The organism is Micromonospora echinospora, from assembly GCF_900091495.1.
Lineage (GTDB): Bacteria > Actinomycetota > Actinomycetes > Mycobacteriales > Micromonosporaceae > Micromonospora > Micromonospora echinospora.
This window is the reverse complement of record NZ_LT607413.1, coordinates 6243218-6268226: the sequence shown is the minus strand read 5'-3', so window position 1 is coordinate 6268226 and position 25009 is coordinate 6243218. Positions and strand designations below refer to the sequence as shown.

The following is a 25009-nucleotide window of genomic DNA, read 5'->3' as shown; positions in this document are numbered from 1 at the left end:
CGCGCTCTGAGGCGTGCAAGTGCAGGAATCGATTTCATGTGACCGGAACGGACTGATCGATGTCATGGCGCCCGGTCGCGCGCGCCCGGCCGGGACCGTCTGGGCGCTCGGCCCCTACCACCCGTGCCGTTGTCGCCCGTCTACCGGCCGATGTGGCCGGTGTCGTCTGTGCCTCCGCGCTGCGGCGGGAGCTGCTGCGGATCTGTAGCCGGGTCGGCAGGACGAGCCGCTGCGGCTCGATGTCGGGCGCGTGCCGCCGCTTGAACAGCAGTTCGGCGGCGGCCTGGCCGATCTCGTATGCCGGCTGGTGAACGGTGGTCAGGGCTGGCTGCACCAGATGCGCCCAGAATGTGTCACCGAAGGTGGCCACGCCGATCTCGGGCGGTCGCAGGTCGCGGTCGTAGAGCGCCTCCAGAGCGCCCGCCGCCATCAGGCTGTTGGTGGTCAGCACGGCGTCCGGCGGCTCGGCGAGATCGAGCAGTTCACCCATCGCCTGGTAGCCGCCACGGACCCGGAAGTCGGCGTACGCCACCCGGGGGCGCCGTCGCGGTGCCTCGCTCTCGCGGTGGGCGCGAAGGAAGCCGCGTAGCCGCTCCGTCGCCGCCGACGAGGCGCGGGGACCGGTGATGCAGGCGACCCGACGATATCCCTCGTCTAGCAGGTGTCGGGTGGCGACGTACGCGCCGTTCTCGTCGTCGGCGGTGACCGTGTCGATCGCCGCCGACTCGGGGGAGCGGTCGACGGCGACAACCGGGACGCCGCGGTCGAGCAAGGCCGTGACATCGGTTTCAGCGAGCGACGCCGGGAAGATGATGACGCCCGCCATGTGTTCGGCGAGTGCGACGTCGAGGTACTCCGCTTCTTTCTCTGGGTTGTCGTCGGCGTTGCACAGCACGACCGAGAGGTTGCTTGCCCGGGCTACGTCCTCCACGCCTCGGGCCAGCGCCGTGAAGAACGGGTTCTCGATGTCGGAGATGATCAGCGCAAGCACGTCGCTGCGCTGTCGGCGCAGGCCACGGGCCACCCGATTGGGCCGGAACCCCAGGTCCTCGCAGGCGGCCCGGACCCGAGCGGCACGTTCGGAGCTGACGCTGCCGCCGTTGAGTACCCGGGAGACGGTGGCGGGGGAGACGCCGGCCGCCTTCGCCACGTCGTAGATGTTGGCCATCGGGTACCTCTCCGATTCATCGAGCCCCGGAAGCTCCGGTTCACACGATCAGGATCGCCTCTTGACATGGCCCCGGCCAGGGCGTTAACTCTTGCGAAACCATCCTGAAATCGATTCCAAGATAGTACCCCACCGCAGGTTCAGGAGGTACTCCTCAGTGGTCATCATTCTCACGCAGCCGTCCGTCCCCGGCTGGCTCCCGATCGCCGCCGGCGTCCGCGCGCCTGCCGCCGCTGGTCTCGTCGTGGCCCACCGGTCGGGCATCCGGTGAGCTCCACGTCTACGGTCGTGCCGACCGGCACGGGCCGCCGGCAGCCGGCCGCTGGCCCGCACGCCGGTCGTGGCCCGGTGTGGCGGCGCCGACTCGGTCCGGTGGCGCTGTACCTGCCGGCAGTGGCGCTCGTCGCGCTCGTCTCGGTCTTCCCGATCGCCTACGCGCTTCGGCTCAGTGTCTACCGGACCCGGGCCCTGCGGGTCGTCGAGTTCATCGGCTGGGACAACTTCACCACGGTGCTGGGGCCGGCCGGCTGGGCCGACATCGCCCGGACCTTCGTGTACGTCGTCGTCTCGCTGGTGCTGGCCGTGCCGCTCGGGCTCGGGCTGGCGGTGTTGCTGAACAAGCAGGTGCGGTTCGTCCGGATGTTCCGGGTGGTCATCCTGCTGCCGTGGGTCGTCTCCCAGACCGTCGCGGCCCTGCTCTGGAAGTGGCTGCTCAACGGCCAGTACGGTCCGCTGCACAGCCTCTTCGGGGGCGACGGCCCACTGTCGTCGCCGTGGGGATCGATGGCGTCACTGATTGTGGTGAATGTCTGGCTCAGCTACCCGCTCGCCACGATCCTCTGCCTCGCCGCGCTGCAGACCGTTCCAGCGGAGCAGATCGAGGCGTCCCGGGTCGACGGATGCAACCCACGCCAGTCGTTCTTCCTCGTCGTCGTGCCGGCGATCCGGTCGACGCTGCTGATTCTCGTGATCATGTTGACCCTGCTCTATTTCAACATGGTCACGCTGGTCTACACGCTCACCGGTGGTGGCCCGTTCTCCGGCACGCAGGTGCTGAGCCTCAACGCGTTCCTCCAGTCCTTCCAGTTCTTCAAGATCGGTATTGGCGCTGCGTACAGCGTTGTGCTGTTTGTCTTCAACATCGTCTTCGGCGTGGCGTACATCCGGGTTCTCAAGGGGAAGAACGATGCCTGACACCCTGACCGATCCCGCAGCCTCCACCAGTGCCCAGGCCTCCCGGTCGAGCGGCGCCGCACCGCCGGATGCCGCTGGCCGGCCCGGCCGCCAGCTCAGCCGTACGAGCGGGCATCCGGGTCGGATCCGGCGGGCCGGCATCTATCTCGGCCTGTTGGCCGCCTCCGGGTTCGCCGTCCTGCCGCTGTTGTGGGGACTGAGCACCTCGCTCAAGCCGGAGTCGACCGTGCTCGCCACACCAGTGCGGTGGATCCCGGAACATTTCACGCTGGCGAACTACGAAGCGGTGCTGTTCCACTCCCAGATTCCACTGAACCTGCTCAACAGCGTGATCGTCAGCGTCGTCACGGTCGTGGTCACCCTGGTCATCGCGGTACCGGCCGCTTACTCGGCGGCACGTTACCGGTTCCGCGGAAAGGCTGGGCTGCTCTTCTTCATCCTGATGACCTCGATGGTCCCCGGCATCGCGGTCCTGGTGCCGCTCTACTACCTGGCTGTCAAGCTCGGCGTCTACGACACCTACCTGGTCATGATCGTGATCTACTCGGCGTGGCAGGTGCCGACCATCGTGTGGATCCTGCGCGGCTTCTTCGAGTCGATCCCGCCCGAGATCGAGGAGGCTGGGCGGGTCGATGGCATGTCCGCGGCCGGCGCCTTCCTGCGACTGGTGCTGCCATTGGCCAAGCCCGGCCTCGGTGCCGCCGCCATCATCACCTTCGTCTACGTCTGGAACGACTACCTGATCGCCAGCACCTTCGTCAGCGATCCGGACCTACGGCTGATATCCGTTGGCCTCTACACCTACCTCACTCAGTACGGCACGGTCTGGGGCCAGTTGACCGCCGCGGTCATGGTCACCCTGCTGCCGATGATCATCGCATTCGTCCTGTTCGAACGTCGCCTGGTGGCCGGTCTGTCGGCCGGTGCCAGCAAGGGCTGACCCCTCAGCCCCGAGCCCTTGGAGACCACAATGACCATTCGGCTGGACAGACGACGGCTGTTGACGCTGGGCGCCGCCACCATCGCTGCCGCAGGCACCGGTGGCCTCGTCGGGTGCGGCTCCGGCAACGGCTCCGGTGACGGAGTCGCCGAACTGCAGCTTTGGACCTTCCTCGACCCGACCGGCACCGACCCGCGCGGCAAGGCGCTCCAAGAGATCATCGATGGATTTAACGCCAGCCAAAGCGCCGCCAAGGTCACCGTGACCAGCATCAACTACGCCAAGATCGACGGCGAGGTGATCCGGGCGGCCAACACCGGCGGTGGCCCGGACATCGTCAACATCTACCTCCCGCAGCTTGCCCAGCACGTCGAGGGCGGCAGCATCCAACCGATCGACGACTTCGCCAAGGACTGGCTGGCGCAGGCCGGATCCGCTTATCTCTTCCCGATCGACAGCGCCAGAATCGACGGCCAACTGATGGCCCTGCCGTGGGAGTCGCGGGTCTGGTTGTTCTGGTACCGCAAGGACCTCCTCGACCGGTACGGTGTCACCCCGCCCACCACCCTCGACGAGGCAGTGGCCGCCGGCGCCGCAATCCGGAGAGCCTCCGGCAATAAGATCACCGGCTTCGCGATCGGCCTCTCGGAGCAGTCCCTCGGCGCCGACTTCATGGAGAAGTTCGACCCGCTGACCGCCGGCTACGGGGGAGCGGTCATCGGTGCCGACGGCAGGGCGACCTTCGCCAGTGACGCCGGAGCCCAGGCCATGTCGGTGATCAAGAAGTTCGCCGACGCCGGGGCCTTCGGCCGGGAGGCGCTCACTATGGGCGCCGACGAGGTGGTCAACGGCGTCAAGGCCGGCACCGTGGCGATGGCTATCGCGGGCAGCTTCCGGGTGGCCGCCACCCGCACCGCCGACGGAGTCGGCGACAACCTCGTCACCACCCCCGTTCCGGGAGTGACCGCCGGACGCCGGCTGCCCACCGCGGTCGCCGGACAGACCCTCGCGATGGGCGCGAACACCGAGCACCCCGAGCAGGTGTGGGCCTTCATCCGGTACTACCTGAGCGCCGAGTCGCAGGCCAAGTTCGCCGCGGCCGGAGTGTTGCCGGTGCTCCGCAACGTCTACGACCAACCGGCGGTCACCCAGGCGCAGAACGCCAAGGAACTGCTGGAGTGGCGCGACTACCTCGCCAGCGACGGCAAGGTGTCCCTGTACCCCGCTGACTACAGCGAACTCAGCACCAACCTGGTCAAGGCCGCCCAGAAGATGGTCTTCGACGGCGCTCCCATCCCTGCCGGGCTGACCGAGGTCCAGAACCAGTACAACCAGAAGAGGAAGTGAGCCGGTGGTTATCCGGATGCCCCAGCCCGACCCGCAGCGCTCGTACGACGTGATCGTCGTCGGGGGCGGGCCCTCCGGCTTCATCGCTGCCATCGCGGCGGCCCGCCAGGGAGCCCGTACGCTCGTGGTGGAGAAGTACGGCTTCCTCGGCGGAATGCCGACCAGTGCAGCGCTCGGCCCCATCTCCCCGTTCCACTTCGGCGACGAACAGGTCGTGCGGGGCATTCCGCAGGAGTTCGTCGAGCGGATGATGTCCATCGGTGGCAGCACCGGTCACCTGCGTACCACCAACCCGCACGGCAGTGGCGCCTACCTGTGCTTTTATGACCGGGAAGCGTACAAATGGGCGGCCCTCACGCTCGCCCTCAAGGCCGGCGTCGTGCCGCTGTTCCACTCGTTCGTCAGCGGGGTATGCAAGGACGGCGACAAGGTCACCGGTGTCACGGTCACCAACAAATCGGGCAACCTGGACTACCACGCGAAGGTCGTCGTCGACGCCACCGGCGACGGCGACGTGGCGGCGCTGGCCGGGGCCGAGTTCGTGCTCGGCCGGGGCGGCGACGAAAAGGCTGCCCAGCCCAGCACGATGATGTTCGACATGGCCGGCGTCGACACCCGCGCCGTCAAGGACTACATGGACGCCCACCCGGAGGAATTCGAGTGGGCCTCCGAACTGGTCGCCGTCAAGCCGTACGCGGCCAACCTTCCCCAGGAACACTTCGTCGGCCAGGGCTTCAAAACCCTGATCCGGCGGGGCCTGGACTCCGGTGAACTCTACCTCGGCCGGGACACCATCCTCTTCCTCACCACCACCCATCCCGGCGTGCTGCACTTCAACAGCACCCGGATCAGCGGCGTCGACGGTACCGACGCGGAGAGCCTCACCCGCGGCGAAATCGACGGACGCCGCCAGGTCATGTCGCTCAGCGAGTACCTGGTCAAGAACGTGCCCGGCTTCGCCGACGCCCGACTTATCGCCACCGGCGTGCAGATCGGGATCCGGGAGAGCCGGCACATCCTCGGCGAGCACGTGCTCACCGGCGAGGAGGTGATGAGTGGCACCAAGGTGCCCGACGTGGTGTCTCGCGGCTACTTCCCGATCGACATCCACAATCTCAAGGGCAAGGAGGGCTACGGCGCGGACAAGGACCAGGGCACCTGGAGCGACCTCGACGACTCGTACGACATTCCGTACCGCTGCCTGGTGCCGCGTCGGCTGGACGGCCTGGTCATCGCCGGACGCGCCATTTCGGCCACCCACGAGGCGCACGGCTCCTTCCGGACCCAGGGTGGCGTGATGGGCATCGGTCAGGCGGCCGGTACTGCCGCCGCACTCGCGGCACTCGACGGGGTGGAGCCGCGCAAGGTCGACGTGCCGCGGTTGCAGGCGGCGCTGGTCGCCCAGCGTGCCTCACTGCGCCGTGACCCCGAGCAGGTCCAGCAGCAGCGAGAGGCGGCCGTCGAGGCGGTCCGGCAGGCGCTGGCCGAGGGACGGATCTCGCCCCAGTACCTGGCCGACGCGGGCGCCTTCACCGGCACCGCTCCTCGGTTGTAGGCCCCGCCGTGCCGCCGGTCCGGGCCGCGAGCGATGCGGCCCAGGCCGGCGGTGGTGGCCGTGGTCGGTGGTCCGGTGCCACTGCTGCGGCAGCTGGCCCAGCTTCCCTACTGCGGCCCCCTGTCTTTGTCCGGCCACGAGGGCAATGCCCGTCCGGCATGCTGGTCACCCCCGCGTTGGTGATGTCGTGGCCTTCGCTGCCGGCTCGGGACTGAAAGACGAACGGCTCTGTCTCAGGATCTGCCGTACCTCGCTGACGGGAAGTGTCAAGTGACGGCTGATCTTTGGTTGTTGTGCTGGTCAGTGGTTGCCTGGGGTGAGCCGGCCCTCGAAGGCGATCTGGAAGCAAAGCTCCTGCGTCCGGTGTCGACACCACCCGGCCCAGCATCGCCCGGATCTACGACTATTACCTGGGCGGCAAGGACAAGTTGGCCCGTAGAGTTCCTGTGTCAACCCGGCGAGAACGGGATCCAGGCACCCGCCCGACAGTGACAGCCGAGCAGGCCTCCACCGGCTCGGTGACCCGGATGCGCCCGGTCACCGCCTCCCGCGCGTCGACCCGGTAGCGGGACAGCCGACGACGGTGCAGCCTTCCCGAGGGGCGAGTTCCACCACCACCGCGACGGTGCTCGCGCTGGCAGCCTTCGTGGCGAGGGCGCCGATGTCGAGGCTCCGGCCGTCGCCATCGGTGATGACGCCGGCCTTCAGCCGCAGGTCGACGACGGGCGAGCCGAAGGCGGCCGACGCAGCTTCCAACAGCCGCTGACGGGCTACGGCCGCGGCGACCCGGAGGGGAGCGTAGGTCGACATGGTCGTGTCTGGTCCGGCGGTCCCCTGGTGGGACACGTGTTCCGGCCACGCGTCGATCAGCGTGACCCGGACCCGTCCCCTCGGTACGGACAGTTCCTCGGCGATCAGCGTGGCGGTCGAGGTGGAGGCGCCCTGTCCCAGCCTGGTTCGGGGCAACGTGAACGACACGGTCCCGTCCTGGCTGACCTCGACCGAGATCAGTCCCGATGTCGGCAGTGCCGCCGCGGTCATGATGTCGTTGAGGCCGAGCAGCTCCGTCCCGTCTGACGACGGTGGCCCGGCGGTCGTGGTGGAGGCCGCCAGTTCGGCGGCGGTCACGAGGATCGGGGCGGCCAGCACGTACCCGGAGAAGTGTCGCCGGGAACTGGGTTCGACCATGGTGGCTCACTCGGGACGGTTCGTCGGGGGAACTCGATCGTGGTGTCGTGGCCTGTGGTGTGGTCGGCGGCAGCACCGTGAGCTGAGTCGCGGTGCTGCGGGCGGTGCGCGGAGAGGACCGAGGACGCGGGGCCGGTCCGCGCCCTCGGCGGTGATGTTCCGGATCAGAGGGGCTGTCGCGTGTCAGGAAGGACGGTTGCCGAGCGGGATCTCGATGTTGATCTGCTGCCCCTCGGACAGGAAGAGCAGGGCCAACTTGCGCAGGAACTCGTCGAAGAGCCAGAAGCACTCCGGCGCGAGCGGAAGCGGAAGCAGGGCCTCCCGGACGGCGATGAACGGCCCCCAGGATGTCTGCAACAGGGTGTCCCAGAGCAGGTCCCGGGGGATCTTGAGCCAGTTGGCGATCTGGTCACCGAGCAGGAATCGCGTGAACGAGCCGAGGATGGGTTTGCTCAGGATTCCGCCGTCGATCTCCTTGCCGAGGCCGAGCAGGATGTCCGCCAGCGCGATGCCCTCGGGCGTCGGCGCCAGGATGGGGTCGAGGACCTGGGTGGCCTGGGAGTTGGCCTCACTCCACGACGCGGGGATGTACTCGTCCTTGATGCCCAGCATGTGAGCGGCCACCTGCCACAGGTGGAGGAAAGCGTCCGACTCGCGGGTGGGGATCGGAACCCTCCAGGAGTTCAGCTCCCGCATGACCGTGGTCGGCAGGCTGTGCCAGGTGATCATCATGTCCCGCTGGCTGATCGGGATGTCCTCGGGGGCGGCACCCACCCACCTCGGCGACTGCGGCAGGAGGTGCCGCACGCCGGCGTGGGCCAGTCGGGTCTTGACGGCGGTCACGATCATCGAACCGTTGGGCTGGTAGGCGTTCGCCGTCCCGATGTCGTACCCGAGCTTGGCCGTCTTGGCGATGCGGTCCTTCATGTCCGCGCCGCCCTCGGAGTAGTAGACGGCACGGGCCTCCTGTGGGATGACCGTGCTCATCATGCCGCTGGCCAGTCCGTACAGCACGCCAAGGTAGAGCCCCCGCTTCTCGTTGAACTGCACCGCGGTGGTCAGCTTGCCCTGGTCGACCCATGACGGCAGTTGGCGGGCGCGCTCGATGAACTGGCGCACGTCCCCCGGCAGCCCGTCCGGCAACGGCTGACCGTTCCTGGTCCAGGTCCGTAGCAACTGGTTGACCAGGGGCGCCTCGCCCCGGTCGAGCAGCGAGGCGACCAGCGGGTCGGCCTCGTCGTCCCACACCAGCCGCGGGTCGACGCCCGCTCCGGCACCCGCCACCGAGCCCGAGGGGGACCAGGTCCACGTCGACTTGGCCTGCGCCGGCGCGGCGATGCTCAACGCGCCGAGCGCGCCTAACGCCCCACCAGCCTTCAACATGTTGCGTCTGCTGAGTGGTTCCACGGTGCACTCCTCGGAGTCGAGGGCTACTGATACGGTGAAACGCATGTTGCGCCCGTGTTTCACATGAGAGCACACTTGTGTCGACGGTCACAAGGCCGATCGTGACAGTGATCTATGTTTGTTTAGCTGGAACACCCGGACACCGAGACCACCCATCTACCGCACCAGCGCACTCCGCGTCACCCGACGAGCCCACCCGACGAGCCCACCTGAGCCGGCCGCTGCCGGCAGGCAGGGCGGCCACGGCACGGTGGATCGCCAACCGGAAACCGTTGATTGGCATTCTCGAAAATAGGAATTCCCGAACGCTGGCACCATGCTCGAGCGTCCGGTCGACGCCGTACGGCGGAGAACTGGTCAGCTGGTCGGTTCCTCACTCGACCACCGGGCGCCGCGTGACGCTACTCGAGCGAACAGGAGGCACAGGGTGAGTACGAACGCGACGCCCGGCGAAGTCCCGGAGGACCTGACGAAACGGGTGACAAGCTTCGTCGACCATCAGGTGATTCCCGTCGAACACGAGATCGAGACCGACCGCGAACTCCTCGCGCGGCTTCGCGGGGCCGCCCGAGCCGCCGGCGTGTTCGCCCCGTCGGCACCCACCGAGTACGGCGGTCTGGGATTGTCGATGCGCGAACAGGCCGACGTGCTCGAAGAGTCCGGCCGGAGTCTGCTCGGCCCGCTCGTCATGAACTGCGCAGCGCCCGACGAGGGCAACATGACGCTACTGGAACACGTCGCCACGCCTGCGCAACGCGAGCGGTACCTCCGACCACTGGCCGCTGGCGACGCTCGTTCGGCGTTCGCGATGACCGAGCCGGCACCGGGTGCCGGATCGGACCCCGGCACGCTCACCACGAGGGCGGTGCGTGACGGCGGCGACTGGTTGATCGATGGCCGGAAGTGGTTCATCACCGGCGCCGACGGTGCCGCCTTCTTCATCGTGATGGCAGGCACGGGTGCCGACGCCGCGACGATGTTCCTCGTCGACGCGGGCACTCCCGGTCTCTCGGTCGGCCGACACATCCCGACCATCGATGCCGGATTCACCGGCGGTCACTGCGAGGTGGTGTTCGACCGTTGCCGGGTGCCGTCGTCCGCCGTGCTGGGTGAGGTCGACCGTGGCTTCGCCAATGCCCAGGTCCGGCTCGGGCCCGCTCGCCTCACGCACTGCATGCGCTGGCTCGGTGTTGCCCGCCGCGCTCACGAGATCATGCTCGGCTACGTCGTCAAGCGGGAACTGTTCGGTAGCCGGCTCGCCGATCTCGGCCTGGCGCAGCACCTCATCGCCGACAACGAGATCGACATCGCGGCGTCCCGGTCGCTGATCCGTACCACCGCCGCGACACTCGACGAGCGTGGACGCGCGAACCACGAGACATCGATCGCCAAGACGTTCGTCTCCGAGGCCGTCGGGCGCATCGTCGATCGCTCGGTGCAGTTGTGCGGCGGGCAGGGTGTCTCCCACGACCTGCCGCTGGCGCGGTTCCTCGCCGAGGTGCGCCCGTTCCGCATCTACGACGGCGCGTCCGAGGTGCATCGCTGGTCGGTGGCCCGCCGCGCTGTCCGGCGGTACGAGGCCACCCGGACCGGCGGAACGACGCATGGCTGACGAGGGCCGCGGTCCGGTGGGCGACGGCCCGCTCCACACGGAGTCCGGCACCAAGATCGGGCCGGCACCCGCGAGCGTCGGCGTGGATCCGCCGGGCCTGTCACTCGACCGGCTGGCGACCTACCTCGGTGAGCGGCTGCCCGACGCCGATCCGGTCGCGCCGTGGCACGCCGAGCTTCTCGCCGGCGGCCGGAGCAACCTCACGTACCGGATCAGCCAGGGCGCCGGCTCCTGGGTGCTGCGTCGTCCGCCACTCGGCCACGTGATGCCCAAAGCGCACGACATGGCGCGCGAGTATCGCGTGCTACGCGGCCTCGAACCGACGGCGGTGCCGAGCGCCCGGCCGTACCTGCTCTGCGAGGACCGGTCCGTCATCGGCACACCCTTCCTCGTCATGGAGCACGTCGACGGCGTCGTGCTGTCCTCGGCGGCCGACTGCGCCGGTCTCTCCGTGGAACGCGCGGCGGTGATCACCGATGTCCTCGTCCGGACGCTGGCGACGCTGCACGACGCGGACCTCACCGGCACCGGTCTGGAGACGTTCGGTCAGCCGGCCGGCTACCTGAGCCGGCAGGCCGCGCTGTGGACCGCGCAGTGGGAGCGGACCAAGGTGCGTGACCTGCCGGGGTTCGACCGGCTCGGGCGCTGGTTGGCCGCACGCACGGACGCGTTCGCCGACCGGGCCTGGGCGCTCGTGCACGGCGACTACCGCCTGGACAACCTCATCCTCGCGCCGGACACCGCACGCGTACGCGCGGTGCTGGACTGGGAGATGGCCACCCGCGGCGATCCGGTGTGCGACGTCGCGCTCCTGCTCGTCTACTGGACCGAGCCCGGTGACACCCTACGGCGGCACGTTCCGGTGGCTCTCGGCGTGACGGACCGGCCGGGTTTCGGTGATCGCGCAGCCGTTCTGCGCGCCTACACCGCCATCCGCCCAGTCGACCGCGACCACCTCGACGTGTGCCTGGCTCTCACCTGCCTCAAACTCGCGGTCATCATGGAATCGATCTACTTCCGCCATCTTCAGGGCAAGCACATGGGATCGGACGCGGCGGACATGGCCGGGGCAGCGGCGGCGCTCGTGGAGATGGGCCTGCGGGTCGCCGACGGGCAGGGCGTCGCGGCGCTGGGTTCGTGACGAGACCTCCACCGAGAGGAATCCGACACATGTTCAAGGGACTACTTCAGGGCAAGGTCGCCTGGGTGACGGGCGCCGGCCAGGGCGTGGGAGCGGCGATCGCCGAAGGACTGGCGGAGGCCGGCGCGTCCGTGATCCTCCAGTCACGCCGGCGGGACGCGCTACTGGCGGTGCGGGACAGGATCGTGGCCAACGGTGGCACCGCGGACGTCGTCGCCGGTGACGTCACCGACGAGGCCACCGCCGATGCCGTCGTGACGTTGGCCCGACAGCGCTGGGGTCGGCTGGACGTCCTGGTGAACAACGCCGGGATCAGTCCGGCGCTGCACCGCAGCGAGCAGGTGAGCGTCGCGGACTGGCAACAGGTGATCGACACCAACCTGTCCGGGGTGTTCGTCTGCGCCCGCGCCGCCGGCGCGTTCATGATCGAGCAGGGCGCGGGCAGTATCGTCAACATGTCCTCGGTGCACGGTCAGGTCGGCTTGCCGCGACTGGCCGCCTACAGCGCCAGCAAGGGCGGGGTCGAGCAGCTCACCCGGACGCTGGCGTTGGAGTGGGCGGCTGCCGGTGTCCGGGTGAACGCGGTGGCGCCCGGTTACCTGGAGACGCCGATGACGGAAGGACTACGCAGCCACGACCAGTGGTCGAAACGGCTGCGCGAGCGGATCCCGATGGGCCGGTTCGGCCTGCCGCACGAGGTTGTCGGCGCGGTCGCGTTCCTCGCGTCGGACGCGGCCAGCTATGTCACCGGCAGCGTTCTGCACGTGGACGGTGGTTGGACCGCGCAGTGACAACCAGCGGTCCATCGGCCCCGGTCAGCGCAATCGCGGCCCGGCGCATCGCCTGAGGCAGCCTCGGCCGTTCGGCGCCACGGCGACCGGCGATGTGATCAGCGAGGTCGTCGGCGCCACGATCGTGATGGGCGGCCGACCGTCCGTTCTCCAGGGCACCCGGCACGGGGCGCGGCCACGGCGGCCGCGCCCCGACCATGACTGGTTAGTCAGCGTTCGCTACCCGGTCGACCCTCCGGCTCGACTGAGCACCTGATCCCAATCGCTTCTTCCCAGAAAGTTAGCCCTCGTTTACAGTGCTGTCAGAGGCTGCGGCACCCTCGACACCACCACGATGAGGGGTACACCGGCCTCACCACCACCAGGCCTGGTTACGGTCGAAGGAGTAACCCATGGACCCTGCCGACACCCTTGCCGACCGATGCGCCAAGACGGCTGCTGACCTGACCGTCCCCGCTCTCCTGCACCGCAACGCCACCGAGTTCGCCGACCTGCCGGCGCTGACCACGCTCGACCGCGACGACACCCGCACGTGGGCCGAGCTGCGCGACGAGGTTGCCGAGTTGTCCGGCGGACTGGCCGAGATCGGCCTGCAGCCGGGTGGCCACATGCTGATCATGATGTCGAGCCGGCCGGAACACTGGCTGGTGGATCTCGCCGCAACCCACCTGGGTGCGGTGCCCTCCACGGTCTACCCGACGCTGAGCACCGACCAGCTGCGGTACCTGGCGCTGCACAGCGGCGCCCAGGTGTTGGTGCTGGAAGGCGCCACCGAGCTGGCCCGCTGGCGCTCGATCCTGCCGGACCTGCCCCACCTGCGTCGGATCGTGCTGGTCGACGCGGCCGAACCCGACGATCTGACCCCGAAGACCGTGCCACTGTCACAGGTGCGTGCCATCGGCCAGGCCGCACACCAGGCCGAGCCGGACGCCTTCGAGCGGCGCTGGCGCGCGATCCGACCCGAGCAGCCGGTGACGTTGCTGTACACGTCGGGGACGACCGGTGACCCGAAGGGCGTCGTGCTCAGCCACCACAACGTGATCTATCAGGCCGTGGTCCTCGAGGCCACCGTGTCCGTCCCCGATCACGCGCCGTCGGTGGCCTACCTGCCGCTGGCCCACATCGCCGAGCGGATCCTGGGCATCTACAACCCCATCTACCGGGCCGGTCACGTAACCATCTGCCCCGACCCCACCCAGCTCATCAGGGCCCTACGCGCGATCGGTCCGCCCTCGTTCTTCGGGGTGCCACGGATCTGGGAGAAGATGGCCGCCGGCGTCGAGGCCCAGCTGGCCACCGCGGAACCGGCCGTACGGGCCGCCTTCAGCGCCGCGAGCGCCGTGGCCCTCGAGGCGTACGAGCTGCGCGCGGCGGGCCAGGCTGTGCCCGAAGAGTTGGCTGCCCGGGTGGCGCAGGCCGAAGCCACGGTACTGCGACCGCTCCAGTCCACGCTGGGCCTGCAGAACATGGTCTGGGCCGGCAGCGGCGCCGCTCCGATCCCGGTCGACGTCCTGCGGTTCCTCGCCGGGCTCGGTGTCGACGTGCTGGAGGTGTGGGGTATGACCGAGACCACCGGTACCGCCACCATCAACACCCCGGAGCGTTTCCGCACCGGGACCGTCGGTCGGCCCAACGCCGGCATGCAGGTGCGCCTCGCCGACGACGGTGAGATCCTCGTGCGCGGGCCGTTGGTCTGCTCCGGGTACCTGCGCGGCGACGGCAGCATCGAGCCGGTCGTCGACGCCGACGGCTGGCTGGCCACCGGCGACGTCGGCACGATCGACGAGGACGGCTTCCTCAGCATCACCGACCGCAAGAAGGAACTCATCATCACCTCGAGCGGCAAGAACATCTCGCCGGCGCACATCGAGGGGCTGCTTCGGGCGCATCCGCTCATCGGTCAGGCGGTCGCGATCGGCGATCGGCGGCCGTACGTCACGGCGCTGATCGTGCTGGATGACGAGGTCGCGCCCCTGTGGGCGCGGGCGCGCGGCATCAGCGACGCGCAGCTGCCCGGCCTGGCCTCGGATCCGCTGCTGCTCGCCGAGATCCAGGCCGCCGTCGACGCTGCCAACGCCAAGCTCGCCCGACCCGAGCAGGTCAAGACCTTCGAGGTACTGCCGTTGGCCTGGACGCCGGAATCGGGTGAGCTGACCCCTACCCTGAAGCTGCGGCGCCGCGTCATCGTCGACCGTTACCACGACAGCATCAACGCTCTCTACCCGTCGGCAGGAGCGGCCTGACGGGTCGGTGTCCTGAGCCTTCCAGGGCTCTCCTGGCGGTCAGTCAGGCTCCGGCCCGGCGGCCGGTGGCGGTACCGGGCGGGCCAACCATGTCGGGTCGAGGTCGGGCGGCGGTGGCGGCGACCCCAGATCGGCGGGTTGGTACCCCCGGGGGTAGCCGGGGTAGGTGCGGTTCTGCGGCGCGTGGGTCAACCGGCTCGTGGTGCGCGGCGGCATCAGCCGCACCACCGCCGCCCGGGTGCGCAATCCGCCCTCGACCACTGCGGAGAGCCAGCGCGGCGCGGCCGGGAATCCGAAGGCGGCGCGTACCTCGGCGGGAAGCAACGCGAGCACGCCGAGCCGCGCGGCGCGGCGCAGCGGCCCCGGGTACCACGAGCCGAACAGGTCCAGGGTGTAGGCGCCGATCCGCTGATTGGTCGGGGCGAAGCGGAAGGAGGCACGCTCGTACTCGCGCTTGAAGTCCCGGAACGCGTCGTAGTCGTCCGGCACGTCGCGGACGTCCATCCGCGCGCCGACGGCCCGGTAGTAGTGGAACGCGGCCAGTCGCTCGTGCTCGTGCAGCCGACGCCAGCCGAACCGATCCAGCCAGTCGACGGGCTCGTACACGAACGTGGACAACACGTAGCGCATGTCGTCGTTGGAGATCGCGTACCGACGGTGCGCCCGGTTGACGACTCTCAACGCCTGCCTGCCGCGCGGCGAGTCGTATCCGTGCTCTGCGATCTCCGCCATCAGCAACGCGGTGTCGTCGTACCGCTGCTGCGTCCGCAGTCGGAACTCGCCGGTCGCGTCGAGCAGCGCCGAGATGCTCGGCACGCAGTACGTGCGGAGCAGCGCGAGTTCCAGCGCCCGCTGGTAGTCGAAGGGAAACTCGTATCCGGCCGAGATCCGGTAGATCTCGTGATGGTCACGTACCGGATCGAGTGCCTCGATACGACGCAACCAGCGGTACCGGCCGCCACCGGCCATCGTGACCACCTCGCCACCAGACTTGGTGACGGCGCGGCCCGTGTCAAGGGCCAGGTGGGGTGCCTGAAGTCGCACGTACGGAGAGAGGAAGCCATCATGAATGCGAGCAGAGCCCGAGCCCGGTTCTCCGAGCTGCGCCGACAGGACGGCCCGGTGTCGGCCGCCGAACTCGACGAGATCTGGGCCGCGTTGGACACGGTCCGTCCCGAAGAGATCCTCGGCGAGTGGAAGGGCAGCGGGTTCGACACGGGGCACCCGGTCAACGGGCGACTCGACCAGGTGGGGTGGTACGGCAAGAGCTTCGTCACCGTCAAGGACGTCAAGCCCCTGATCTGCCAGGACGACAACGGCGAGCTGTACTCCAACATCGTGCTCGGCAAGGGCGAGGCCAGCCTGTGGACCGTCGAGTTCCGTGGCGAGTCGACCGCGACGATGGTCTACGACGGTCAGCCGGTCTTCGACCACTTCAAGCGAGTCGACGAGAGCACGCTGATGGGGATCATGAACGGCAAGAACGTTCCCGCCGACGGCCCCTTCTTCTACTTCCTTCTCGATCGCGTCGGCTGAGCTCGACTCCAGAAAGGAGTTGATCATGCGGATCCGGGCAGCCGTCACCGAAACCCCGGGCGGACCGTTCGTCATCCAGGCCGTGGATCTCGAAGCCCCACGGCCGCACGAGGTGCTGGTCAGGATCGCCGCGGCCGGCCTCTGCCACACCGACCTCAGCATGCAGGCGAGCTGGCCCCGGTGGCGCACTCCCATGGTCTTCGGGCACGAGGGGGCCGGTGTGGTCGAGGCGGTCGGCGCGGACGTGACCGGTCTCGCGCCGGGCGACCACGTCTGCCTGACCTTCCACAGCTGCGGTCGTTGTGAGCAGTGCGCGGCCGGCCACCCGGCCTACTGCCACTTCCAGCAGACCTTGAACATCTCCGGCGGTCGCGGCGACGGCACCACCCCGCTGTCCCGCGACGGTGCCCCCGTACACGGCGCGTTCTTCGGCCAGTCCAGCTTCGCCACCTTCGCGCTCGCCCATGAGCGCAACGCCATCCGGGTTCCCGCCGACCTGCCGGCCGTCGTCGCCGCGCCGTTGGGCTGCGGTGTGCAGACGGGGGCGGGTACGGTGATCCACCGTCTGCGTCCCGAGCCGGGAAGTTCCCTGGTCGTCATCGGCGCCGGCGGGGTCGGACTCAGCGCGCTGATGGCCGCGGTCGTCCTGGGCTGCGACCCTGTCATCGTCATCGAGCCGGTCGCCTCGCGACGCGCCCTGGCCACCGAGCTCGGCGCCACGGCAGCCCTTGATCCGAGCGCGGCCGACGACCTCGGCGCCACCGTGCTCGACCTCACCGGCGCCGGCGCACACCACATCGTGGACACCACCAGCCGACCGGAGATGCTCCGGCAGGCCGTCACCGCGCTACGTCCCCGGGGCGACCTCGCCCTCGTCGGCATCGGCAGCACGGTCGCATTCGACGTCATGAGCCTGCTCGGCAAGGGGATCCGGGTCCACGGCGTGATCGAGGGCGACGCGGACCCGGCGCGCTTCATTCCCGAACTGGTCGACCTGCACCAGCGCGGCCTCTTCCCGCTGGACCGGATCATCGCCACCTTCCCCTTCGAGAACATCGGTGACGCCGTGGCCGGCATGCGCGACGGCACGGCGATCAAGCCCGTCCTCACCTTCGGCTGAGGGCGGCCCCGGTTGCCCGGGCCCGCACCTCTAGCCCGGAGCCGGTCAAGGTGGCGTCGCATCGAAGTTGCCCTCTTGCAGGCCGGTTCAAGCTCCTCTATGTTAATAGAAAATCACATGCTCGGATCGCTCGAAACCTGCCTGTAGCACCTCCGCAAGCTGGTGTTCAGGGCGATATCTGGCCGACCGGGAAGTGGTGCGAATGGAGAATCTCAGCAGAAGAAGCGTCTTGACCCTCGGTGCCGCGCTGGGTTTGGTGGCCGTGACGGAGACCCCCAAGGCCTGGGCGTGGTCGTCCGCCAACTCGATCGCCGGGACCAACACGGTCACCGATCCGTGGGACGTGTGGGATGACGACACCGACCCGCTCGTCGCCGCACTGCTCGACAACGGCCAGGTTCCGGCCGTCAACGCCGCGTTCAACTCGTTCATCAGGAACGGCGACCCGGTGCCGAGCGGCCTGCCCCCCGCGCTCACCACCTACCTCAACAGGTTCAACAAGCTGCCGTCCTGGGCCGACCAGGCCAAACTGGACCGTGCCGCCCAGTTCAACAAGCGAATGAGCATGTACCTGTTCCTGCTGTACGGCCTCGGCAGCGGAATCATGAGCACGGTGATCCCGCGGGAGGCCCGCAACGTCTACTGGTCCGAGGGCGGCGCCGACATGAAGGCGCGCGCGGCCAAGACCTTCACGTACGGCTACGACATGAACCCGGTCGACGCCTTCAAGCCGACCGGCAAGTTCATCACCACCTCCACCAAGACCCGCCTGACGCATGCCGCCGTGCGGCACCTGCTGCCGCAGTCAGCAGCGTGGCGGGGAGTCACGGACCACCCGATTCCGATCAGCAACGGCGACATCCTGATCACCTTCCACAGCCTGGGCACCTACGTGCACCGCAAGCTGGTGGAGTGGCGTCGGTACGGCCTCCGGATCTCGGCTGCGGAGGAGGAGGCCTACCTGCACATGTGGCAGGTCGCGCTGCATCTGCTGGGCGTACGGGACGAGTTCATTCCCGCCACCTGGGCTGCCGCGTACGAGCAGTCGGAGTACGCGCTGACACCGCTGCTCGCGCCGACGCGGGAGGGCATCGACCTGGCCGACATCCTGTTGAACCTGACCTCGTCGGTCGACCTGGGCATCACCAAGGGGTTCCAACGCGAGTTCGCGCGCTACCTGCTCAGCGACGAGATCGGCAACTGGCTGAAGTTGCCGCGTGACTTCATCTCGCGGGGCGTGATCGAGGCCGGTTGGCCGACGTACATCATGTTCCGCGAGGGGCTGTCGCCGATCATGCCGGACACCTTCTCCATGTTCGACAGGTTCATCCGCGGCCTGGCGATGCTGTTCCTCAACAACGGCACCTCGCCGAGCCACACCCCCATCACCATCCCCACCCAGAACCGGCCCGGCTCCTGAGCAGGGAGCCCCTGCTCACAGGGTCAGGGCACCGGTGACCAGGGCGGTCACGGCGTCCCGGTGGCCGGGCGCGTCCTGCCAGCGCAGGGCGCGTCCGGCCTCGACCACCACGCCGAACCCCGCGTGGACCAGCAGGCGGGTCTGTCGTGAGTCCAGCTCCGGCCGGACCCTCCGCAACTGTTGCTCCCAGACGGCGATGTGCTCACGTTGGGCGAGGATCACCGGGCGCTGCAGCTCGGGCGGAAGACCGGCGACCTCGGCCTCGGCCACGCTGTTGAGGGCGTTGTGTTCGAAACAGTAGGCGACGTACGCCGCTGCCAGCGCGACCACGGCCTGACGCGGATCGGTCGCCTGACGGAGGCTCCGGTCCACCGCCTGGGCCAGCAGTCCCGCCGCCTGTAGGCAGGCGGCCACCAGGATGTCGACCTTGCCGGGGTAGTGGCGATAGATCGCGGACGGGGCCAGCCCGACGGCCTGAGCGATCTGCGCGTTCGTGACGTTGGCGAACCCGTCCCGCGCGAACAACGGGATGGCCGCGGTCAGGATCTCCGCGCGCCGGGTGCGCGGCACGGGCTGGGCGGGCAGTTCGACCAGGCGCGCGCTGCCCGCTGCCGCCGCCGGGTCCGAGGTGACCACGCCCAGGGCGGAGGCCAGCAACAGCTCCTCGATCCGGCGTTGCGCGATCGAGGTGCGATGCGACGTGATGGAGCCGATCGCTCCGAGCGCCGCCACCGCCCGCAGGCTCTCGTCGGGTCGCGGGTACTCGCGCCGCACCAACTCGGTGACCCGACCCACCACGTGCGCGAACTTGGTCCGGAGCAGCCGGCGGTCCTCGCGTTGGAGGTAGCGGGCCTCCCACCGGTAGAGGCCGCCGGACGCGCGGTGCGTGACCGTGACCCGGGTGAGGGCGACGAGCACGTCCGTCAGGGCCGCCTCGGGCGGCCACTCGTCGACCACGGCGACGAGCTTGTCCACGATGACGTTGGCGCACTCGGCGAACAGCGCGTACTTGTTCGGGAAGTGCCGGTACAGTGCTGCCGCGCTGGTACCGACGACGGCGGCGATCTCCTCCATGGACGCCGCGTGGTAGCCGCGCTCACTGAACACCTGGCCGGCCGCTTCGACGATGACCTGCTTGCGGTTGCGGGGTCGGGTGGCCGCGGTCGACCCGGTGGTCACCGGATCGATCGATCAGGTGTGGGCGGACACAGGAACATACGTGCTAGTCAATCACAGCGCCATCCGAGCCCTCGACGTCGTGGGGGAGTGCGCGCGGTCGGGATCGACGGTAGTCGGGACGAGGCGGTCGGCCCGTGGTGGTCAGGCGTGCAGCACCGCGAGGGCCAGGCGGGCCGTCTGGGCGTCGTAGCCCTCGGTGCGGTCGAAGCGGCCGAGCCGGCCCATGTCGGTGACGACGTTGAGTGCGGCGTGCACGAGCACCCGGGCGTCGGCGACCGGCAGGTCCGGTCGTACCGCGTTGACGAGTCGCACCCATTCCTCGACGTGCCGGCGCTGCGCCCCGCGCAACTGGTGGCGGTCCTTGTCGGGCAGGTTGTTGTTCTCCGCCAGGTAGACCGCGACGAGGTCGCTCTGGCCGAACGCGTAGGCGACGTAGGCCTGCACGACCCGGCGCAGCGCGTCGGCCGGGTCGCTCGCCTCGGCGATCGCCGCGCTGGTGGCCCCGGTGAGCAGTTCGGTGGCCCGGTAGTAGGCGGCCGCGAGCAGGTCGGCCTTGCCGGGAAAGTACCGGTAGACGCTGGATGCCTGCATGCCGGCCGCGCGCCCGATGTCCTCGACGGCGACGGCGTGGTAGCCGTGGCGGTGGAACAGGCGGATCGCCTCGATCAACAGCAGTTCACGACGCGACGCCGGGCGCACCGGCGCGGTGCCCGGCGTGGCACGCTGCGGTGGCGGCAACTGTGGCGCGTCGGCTCGCAGCAGGGTCCAGGCGACCCGGTTGAGCAGCTGTTCGGTGCCGGTGCCGGTGGCCGCCGCGCGGTAGGTGGCCACGCTGCCGAAGGCGCTGAGCGCCGCCTCGACCAGTAGTTCCGCCTGCCCGGCAGTCAGCTCGGGCCGAAGCGCGCGTAGGGGCCCGGCAAGGCGGCCGACCAGCGTGGCCAGGGTCACGGCGAACTCCCGCCGATGCTCGGGGGTGAGGTAGCGGCCCTCCCACTGGTACAGCCCGGCGACGCGCCGTTTGCTCACGGTGACTCCGGCGACGGCGTTCAGCAGCTCGTCGAGGACACCCTCGGTGGTGCTCGACTGCGGGGCGGCGGTCGCGGCGAGCAGAACGCCGACGACCTCCCGGGTGGCGTGCACGAGGATCGCGTACTTGTTCGGGAAGTGCCGGTACACCGCCGGGCCGCTGATGCCGACGACGGCGGCGATCTCGTCGACGGAGACCCGGTGGTAGCCCCGCTCGCAGAACAGCTCCGCACCCGCCAGCGCGATGCGGTCCTTGCGGTCTTTCGGCCGCTTCGTCGCTACGGGGCCCGTGTCGCTCGCTGCCGGTCTCACCCCTACACGTTAGCGCCACATCGCGAGAGGTCGGCGGTGACCACCGGTCTTCTCGCGCACCGCGAGCGGAGGCAGTCGGTCAGCATGCTTCGTGTGGAGGCTCCTTGACAAGCGACCGTGGACTGCCCGAAAGTTAGGCGAGATTCGCATCGGACGAGCAGCGAGGAGCTTGGCCATGACGACCGAGGCGTTCATCTACGACGCGCTGCGCACACCGCGCGGCCGAGGGAAGCCGAGCGGATCGCTGCACGGGGTTAAGCCGGTTTCGCTCGTCACCGGTCTGATCGAGGAGACCCTGCGGCGGATGCCCGGTCTGGATCCGGCACTGATCGACGACATCGTGCTCGGGGTGGTGTCCCCGCTGGGTGACCAGGGCGCCGTCATCGCCAAGACGGCTGCCGTCGCCGCCGGCCTGCCCGACACGGTGGCCGGCGTCCAGCTCAACCGCTTCTGCGCCTCGGGCCTGGAGGCGGTGAACACCGCCGCGCAGAAGGTGCGTTCGGGCTGGGAGGATCTCGTCCTCGCCGGCGGCGTCGAATCGATGTCCCGGATCCCGATGGGGTCCGACGGCGGAGCGTGGGCGTTGGATCCGGAGACCAACTTCATCACCGGCTTCGTGCCGCAGGGCATCAGCGCGGACCTCATCGCGACCATCGGGGGCTATGACCGCGACGCGGTCGACGGCTACGCGCTGCAGTCGCAGGCCCGGGCCGCGAAGGCGTGGGCCAACGGCTACTTCAACCGCTCGGTGGTACCCGTGCGGGACCGCAACGGACTGACCGTTCTCGACCGCGACGAGCACATCCGGCTGGACTCGACCGCCGAGGGCCTCGCCGCGCTCCGTCCCTCGTTCTCGGGCATCGGAGAGCAGGCCGGATTCGACGCGGTCGCGCTTCAGAAGTACCACTGGATCGAGCGGATCAACCACGTCCACACGGCGGGCAACTCGTCCGGCATCGTCGACGGCGCCTCGTTGGTGGCCGTCGGCAGCGAGGCGGTCGGCGCGGCCGCCGGTATCACCCCACGAGCCCGCGTCGTCGCCACCGCGATCAGCGGCGCCGATCCGACGATCATGCTCACCGGCCCGGCCCCGGCCGCGCGCAAGGCACTGGCCAAGGCCGGCCTCGGCGTCGAGGACCTCGACCTGGTGGAGATCAACGAGGCGTTCGCGGCCGTGGTCCTGCGGTTCGTGGCCGACCTGGGCCTGAGCATGGACATCGTCAACGTCAACGGCGGCGCGATCGCGATGGGACACCCGCTGGGGGCGACCGGAGCCATGATCCTCGGCACGCTCGTCGACGAGTTGGAGCGACGCGGTGGTCGCTACGGGCTCGCCACGCTCTGCGCCGGCGGCGGCATGGGCATCGCGACCGTCATCGAACGAATCTGAGGAGTCACGAATGGTCAACACCATCCGGTGGGAGTACGGCGACGATGGCGTCGTCCTGCTCACCCTCGACCACCCCGGGCGTTCGGCGAACGTGATGAACGCCGAGTTCGGTGCGAGCCTCACGGCGACCGTGGATCGGCTCGAGGCCGAGCGCGGCCAGATCGCCGGCGTGATCGTCACCTCGGCCAAGAAGACGTTCTTCGCTGGCGGCGACCTGGACGCCCTGCTGCGGCTGACGCCGGCCGACGCCGAGGCGTCCGAGGCCGACACGCGTCTGCTCAAGAACACCGTCCGCCGGCTGGAGACACTCGGTCGTCCGGTCGTGGCCGCCATCAACGGATCGGCCCTCGGTGGCGGACTGGAACTCGCGCTGGGCTGTCACCACCGCATCGTGCTCGACGACCCGGCCATCGAGATCGGCTTTCCCGAGGTCACCCTCGGCCTGCTGCCGGGTTGCGGGGGAGTGGTACGCACCGTTCGGCTGCTGGGTGTGGCCGACGCACTGGTCAACTGGCTGCTACGTGGCCAGCGGCGCCGACCGCAGGACGCCCTCGCACACGGGCTGGTCGACGAGATCGCCACCGACGAGGCCGGCATGATGGACGCCGCCCGCGCCTGGATCGCCGCCAACCCCGACGCGGCACAGCCCTCCGACCGCGAGAGCTACCGGATTCCCGGCGGCACCCCGTCCAGCCCGGCGCTCGCCGGCCAGCTACCGGCCATGCCCGCCATGCTGCGCAAGCAGCTCAAGGGTGCGCCCTACCCCGCCCCGGTCAACATCCTCGCCGCCGCCGTCGAAGGCGCGCAGGTCGACCTGGACACCGCCTTCACCATCGAGGGGCGGTACTTCACCGAGCTGGCCACCGGTCAGATCGCCAAGAACATGATCAAAGCGCTCTTCTTCGACGTGCAGACCGCCAACTCGCGGGACATCGGTGACGGCCACCCGCCACTGGAGCGGGTGGCCGTCATCGGCGCCGGCATGATGGGCGCCGCCATCGCCTACGTGTGTGCCCGCGCCGGCATGCAGGTCGTACTCAAGGACGTGACCGTCGAGGGGGCGCTGCGGGGCAAGGCGTACTCGGCGGGCCTGCTCGACAAGGCCGTCGCCCGGGGCGTGTCCACCCCTGACCAGCGCGACGCGATCCTGGCCCGGATCCAGGCGACCGGGGACCTCGCCGACCTCGCCGGCGTCGACCTCGCCATCGAGGCGGTCTTCGAGGATCCCGCGCTCAAGCACAAGGTGTACGCCGAGATCGAGCAGGTCGCGCCGGGCGCGCTCATCGCCTCCAACACGTCCACCCTGCCCATCACCATGCTCGCCGAGGGCGTCAGCACGCCGGAGGAGTTCATCGGGCTGCACTTCTTCTCGCCGGTGGACAAGATGCCGCTGGTCGAGGTGATCCGGGGCGCGCGGACCGACGAGGCCACGCTGCGACGGGCCCTGGGCGTCGTACGTCGGCTGCGCAAGACGCCCATCGTCGTCAACGACAGCCGTGGCTTCTTCACCAGCCGGGTCATCGGGACGTTCACCAACGAGGGCGTGGCGATGCTGGCCGAGGGGATCCCGGCGGCCACGATCGAGCAGGCCAGCAGCCAGGCCGGCTACCCTGCACCGGTGCTCGCGCTGATGGACGAGCTCACCCTCACCCTGCCCCGCAAGATCCGGCAGGAGACGGCCGCGGCGACGGTCGCCGCTGGCGGCACCTGGCAGCCGCACGCCGCCGACGCGGTCATCGACCGGATGATCGACGACTGTGGCCGGCCCGGACGCTCGGGTGGCGCGGGCTTCTACGACTACCGCGACGGCAAGCGGGTCGGCCTCTGGCCGGGCCTCCGGGACACCTTCGGCGGTACGAACCTCGACACGCCCTTCGAGGACCTCAAAGAGCGGATGCTCTTCATCGAGGCGATCGAGTCGGTGCGGTGCCTCGAAGAGGGCGTGCTGGTCTCGGTGGTCGACGCCAACGTCGGTTCGATCCTGGGCATCGGCTACCCGAGCTGGACCGGCGGCGTCCTGCAGTACATCAACCAGTACGAGGGCGGATTGCCGGGCTTCGTCGCCCGCGCGCGGGTGCTCGCGGAGCGCTACGGTGACCGGTTCGACCCGCCCCCGCTGCTGGTGGCCATGGCCGACCGGGGCGAGCGGTTCGAATAGGGTCGTCAGAGTCCGGCCGCGAGACGTTGGGCGTTCATGTACGCGATGGCCTCGACCGAGATCATCAAGTTGACGCCCAACGACGCCGGAAAGGAGCCCTCGCCGCGTTCCCAGATCCTGCCGCGCTGAAGGCCGGAGCGGGCCGGGGTAGCCGATGGCGTGCCACAGCGGCGAGTGACCGGTCGGTCCGGGTGCCATGTGGGAGGAGAGGGCGGCGGCGCCCTCGAGCGCCTGGAAGAGGGCCGGACCGGTGAGCACGACCCGGCATGCGAGCGACGGAGG

The 25009-nt window shown here is 69.4% G+C and carries 19 protein-coding genes and 1 pseudogene; 14 read left to right on the top strand and 6 right to left on the bottom strand.

Features of this window, described 5'->3' with window-relative positions; genetic code table 11:
• Window positions 1-34: 34 nt before the first annotated feature.
• Complete coding sequence (locus GA0070618_RS26875) at window positions 35-1168, bottom strand: LacI family DNA-binding transcriptional regulator (RefSeq protein WP_088984107.1); 1134 nt, start codon at window positions 1166-1168, stop codon at window positions 35-37.
• Between the two features lie 372 nt (window positions 1169-1540).
• On the opposite strand from GA0070618_RS26875, the gene GA0070618_RS26870 reads away from it, so the two are divergent.
• The 5 genes and pseudogenes from GA0070618_RS26870 to GA0070618_RS35595 form a co-directional block, all read left to right on the top strand.
• Window positions 1541-2362: a carbohydrate ABC transporter permease gene (locus GA0070618_RS26870; RefSeq protein ID WP_157749020.1), complete on the top strand. Its 822-nt coding sequence runs from the start codon at window positions 1541-1543 to the stop codon at window positions 2360-2362.
• The gene (locus GA0070618_RS26865; RefSeq protein ID WP_088984105.1) at window positions 2355-3302 is read left to right on the top strand and encodes a carbohydrate ABC transporter permease; all 948 of its coding nucleotides are present in this window, start codon (window positions 2355-2357) and stop codon (window positions 3300-3302) included. Before GA0070618_RS26870 ends, GA0070618_RS26865 begins: the two co-directional genes overlap by 8 nt.
• Before the next feature lie 30 nt (window positions 3303-3332).
• Window positions 3333-4649, top strand: a complete 1317-nt coding sequence (locus tag GA0070618_RS26860) for an ABC transporter substrate-binding protein (RefSeq protein ID WP_088984104.1) — start codon at window positions 3333-3335, stop codon at window positions 4647-4649.
• Between the two features lie 16 nt (window positions 4650-4665).
• Window positions 4666-6204 carry an FAD-dependent oxidoreductase gene (locus GA0070618_RS26855; protein ID WP_088984103.1) on the top strand — a complete coding sequence of 513 codons (1539 nt, stop codon included), beginning with the start codon at window positions 4666-4668 and terminating at the stop codon, window positions 6202-6204.
• Window positions 6205-6566: 362 nt separating this feature from the next.
• A pseudogene (locus GA0070618_RS35595) lies at window positions 6567-6770 on the top strand (SAM-dependent methyltransferase); the annotation flags it as partial.
• Here the strand turns inward: GA0070618_RS35595 and GA0070618_RS26850 are convergent.
• Together GA0070618_RS26850 and GA0070618_RS26845 are read right to left on the bottom strand one after the other, a co-directional pair.
• Window positions 6742-7392, bottom strand: coding sequence for a molybdopterin cofactor-binding domain-containing protein (locus tag GA0070618_RS26850; protein WP_197701653.1), 651 nt, complete (start codon window positions 7390-7392; stop codon window positions 6742-6744). The pseudogene GA0070618_RS35595 and the gene GA0070618_RS26850 overlap by 29 nt on opposite strands.
• 183 nt (window positions 7393-7575) lie before the next feature.
• Window positions 7576-8799, bottom strand: coding sequence for an oxygenase MpaB family protein (locus GA0070618_RS26845; protein ID WP_088984102.1), 1224 nt, complete (start codon window positions 8797-8799; stop codon window positions 7576-7578).
• 427 nt (window positions 8800-9226) lie between these two features.
• On the opposite strand from GA0070618_RS26845, the gene GA0070618_RS26840 reads away from it, so the two are divergent.
• From GA0070618_RS26840 to GA0070618_RS26825, 4 genes are all read left to right on the top strand, one after another.
• The gene (locus GA0070618_RS26840; protein ID WP_211296296.1) at window positions 9227-10411 is read left to right on the top strand and encodes an acyl-CoA dehydrogenase family protein; all 1185 of its coding nucleotides are present in this window, start codon (window positions 9227-9229) and stop codon (window positions 10409-10411) included.
• Window positions 10404-11552, top strand: coding sequence for a phosphotransferase family protein (locus GA0070618_RS26835; RefSeq protein WP_088984100.1), 1149 nt, complete (start codon window positions 10404-10406; stop codon window positions 11550-11552). The genes GA0070618_RS26840 and GA0070618_RS26835 overlap by 8 nt, the downstream gene beginning before the upstream one ends.
• Before the next feature lie 29 nt (window positions 11553-11581).
• Complete coding sequence (locus GA0070618_RS26830) at window positions 11582-12343, top strand: SDR family NAD(P)-dependent oxidoreductase (RefSeq protein ID WP_088984099.1); 762 nt, start codon at window positions 11582-11584, stop codon at window positions 12341-12343.
• A 392-nt stretch (window positions 12344-12735) separates the two neighbouring features.
• Window positions 12736-14586: an AMP-dependent synthetase/ligase gene (locus GA0070618_RS26825; RefSeq protein ID WP_088984098.1), complete on the top strand. Its 1851-nt coding sequence runs from the start codon at window positions 12736-12738 to the stop codon at window positions 14584-14586.
• 39 nt (window positions 14587-14625) lie between these two features.
• Here the strand turns inward: GA0070618_RS26825 and GA0070618_RS26820 are convergent, their stop codons facing one another.
• Entirely contained in the window at window positions 14626-15555 is a 930-nt protein-coding gene (locus GA0070618_RS26820) for an oxygenase MpaB family protein (RefSeq protein ID WP_088985872.1), read from the bottom strand.
• Window positions 15556-15651: 96 nt separating this feature from the next.
• Here GA0070618_RS26820 and GA0070618_RS26815 point away from each other — a divergent pair, with 96 nt between their 5' ends.
• The 3 genes from GA0070618_RS26815 (at window position 15652) to GA0070618_RS26805 (ending at window position 18662) form a co-directional block, all read left to right on the top strand.
• A complete protein-coding gene (locus GA0070618_RS26815) occupies window positions 15652-16122 on the top strand; it encodes a DUF4334 domain-containing protein (protein ID WP_088984097.1) in 471 nt (156 codons plus the stop codon).
• Between the two features lie 25 nt (window positions 16123-16147).
• Window positions 16148-17242, top strand: a complete 1095-nt coding sequence (locus GA0070618_RS26810; protein WP_197701652.1) for an NAD(P)-dependent alcohol dehydrogenase — start codon at window positions 16148-16150, stop codon at window positions 17240-17242.
• 262 nt (window positions 17243-17504) lie between these two features.
• Entirely contained in the window at window positions 17505-18662 is a 1158-nt protein-coding gene (locus tag GA0070618_RS26805; protein ID WP_231931470.1) for an oxygenase MpaB family protein, read from the top strand.
• 15 nt (window positions 18663-18677) lie between these two features.
• Here the strand turns inward: GA0070618_RS26805 and GA0070618_RS26800 are convergent, their stop codons facing one another.
• Together GA0070618_RS26800 and GA0070618_RS35260 are read right to left on the bottom strand one after the other, a co-directional pair.
• A complete protein-coding gene (locus GA0070618_RS26800) occupies window positions 18678-19841 on the bottom strand; it encodes a TetR/AcrR family transcriptional regulator (protein ID WP_170107823.1) in 1164 nt (387 codons plus the stop codon).
• A gap of 141 nt (window positions 19842-19982) precedes the next feature.
• A complete protein-coding gene (locus GA0070618_RS35260) occupies window positions 19983-21179 on the bottom strand; it encodes a TetR/AcrR family transcriptional regulator (RefSeq protein ID WP_088984094.1) in 1197 nt (398 codons plus the stop codon).
• 175 nt (window positions 21180-21354) lie between these two features.
• Between GA0070618_RS35260 and GA0070618_RS26790 the strand changes: the two genes are divergently transcribed.
• Window positions 21355-22569, top strand: coding sequence for an acetyl-CoA C-acetyltransferase (locus tag GA0070618_RS26790; RefSeq protein WP_088984093.1), 1215 nt, complete (start codon window positions 21355-21357; stop codon window positions 22567-22569).
• 10 nt (window positions 22570-22579) lie between these two features.
• Window positions 22580-24727: a 3-hydroxyacyl-CoA dehydrogenase NAD-binding domain-containing protein gene (locus GA0070618_RS26785; RefSeq protein WP_088984092.1), complete on the top strand. Its 2148-nt coding sequence runs from the start codon at window positions 22580-22582 to the stop codon at window positions 24725-24727.
• The last annotated feature ends 282 nt before the right edge of the window (window positions 24728-25009 follow it).

Bases quoted from the DNA above. Each gene is read 5' to 3' on its own strand.
- GA0070618_RS26865 (WP_088984105.1), top strand. From the start codon at position 2,355: ATGCCTGACACCCTGACCGATCCCGCAGCCTCCACCAGTGCCCAGGCC.
- GA0070618_RS26825 (WP_088984098.1), top strand. From the start codon at position 12,736: ATGGACCCTGCCGACACCCTTGCCGACCGATGCGCCAAGACGGCTGCT.
- GA0070618_RS26850 (WP_197701653.1), bottom strand. From the start codon at position 7,392: ATGGTCGAACCCAGTTCCCGGCGACACTTCTCCGGGTACGTGCTGGCC.
- GA0070618_RS26855 (WP_088984103.1), top strand. From the start codon at position 4,666: ATGCCCCAGCCCGACCCGCAGCGCTCGTACGACGTGATCGTCGTCGGG.
- GA0070618_RS26820 (WP_088985872.1), bottom strand. From the start codon at position 15,555: ATGGCCGGTGGCGGCCGGTACCGCTGGTTGCGTCGTATCGAGGCACTC.
- GA0070618_RS26815 (WP_088984097.1), top strand. From the start codon at position 15,652: ATGAATGCGAGCAGAGCCCGAGCCCGGTTCTCCGAGCTGCGCCGACAG.
- GA0070618_RS26810 (WP_197701652.1), top strand. From the start codon at position 16,148: ATGCGGATCCGGGCAGCCGTCACCGAAACCCCGGGCGGACCGTTCGTC.
- GA0070618_RS26830 (WP_088984099.1), top strand. From the start codon at position 11,582: ATGTTCAAGGGACTACTTCAGGGCAAGGTCGCCTGGGTGACGGGCGCC.
- GA0070618_RS26785 (WP_088984092.1), top strand. From the start codon at position 22,580: ATGGTCAACACCATCCGGTGGGAGTACGGCGACGATGGCGTCGTCCTG.
- GA0070618_RS26875 (WP_088984107.1), bottom strand. From the start codon at position 1,168: ATGGCCAACATCTACGACGTGGCGAAGGCGGCCGGCGTCTCCCCCGCC.
- GA0070618_RS26835 (WP_088984100.1), top strand. From the start codon at position 10,404: ATGGCTGACGAGGGCCGCGGTCCGGTGGGCGACGGCCCGCTCCACACG.
- GA0070618_RS26790 (WP_088984093.1), top strand. From the start codon at position 21,355: ATGACGACCGAGGCGTTCATCTACGACGCGCTGCGCACACCGCGCGGC.
- GA0070618_RS26860 (WP_088984104.1), top strand. From the start codon at position 3,333: ATGACCATTCGGCTGGACAGACGACGGCTGTTGACGCTGGGCGCCGCC.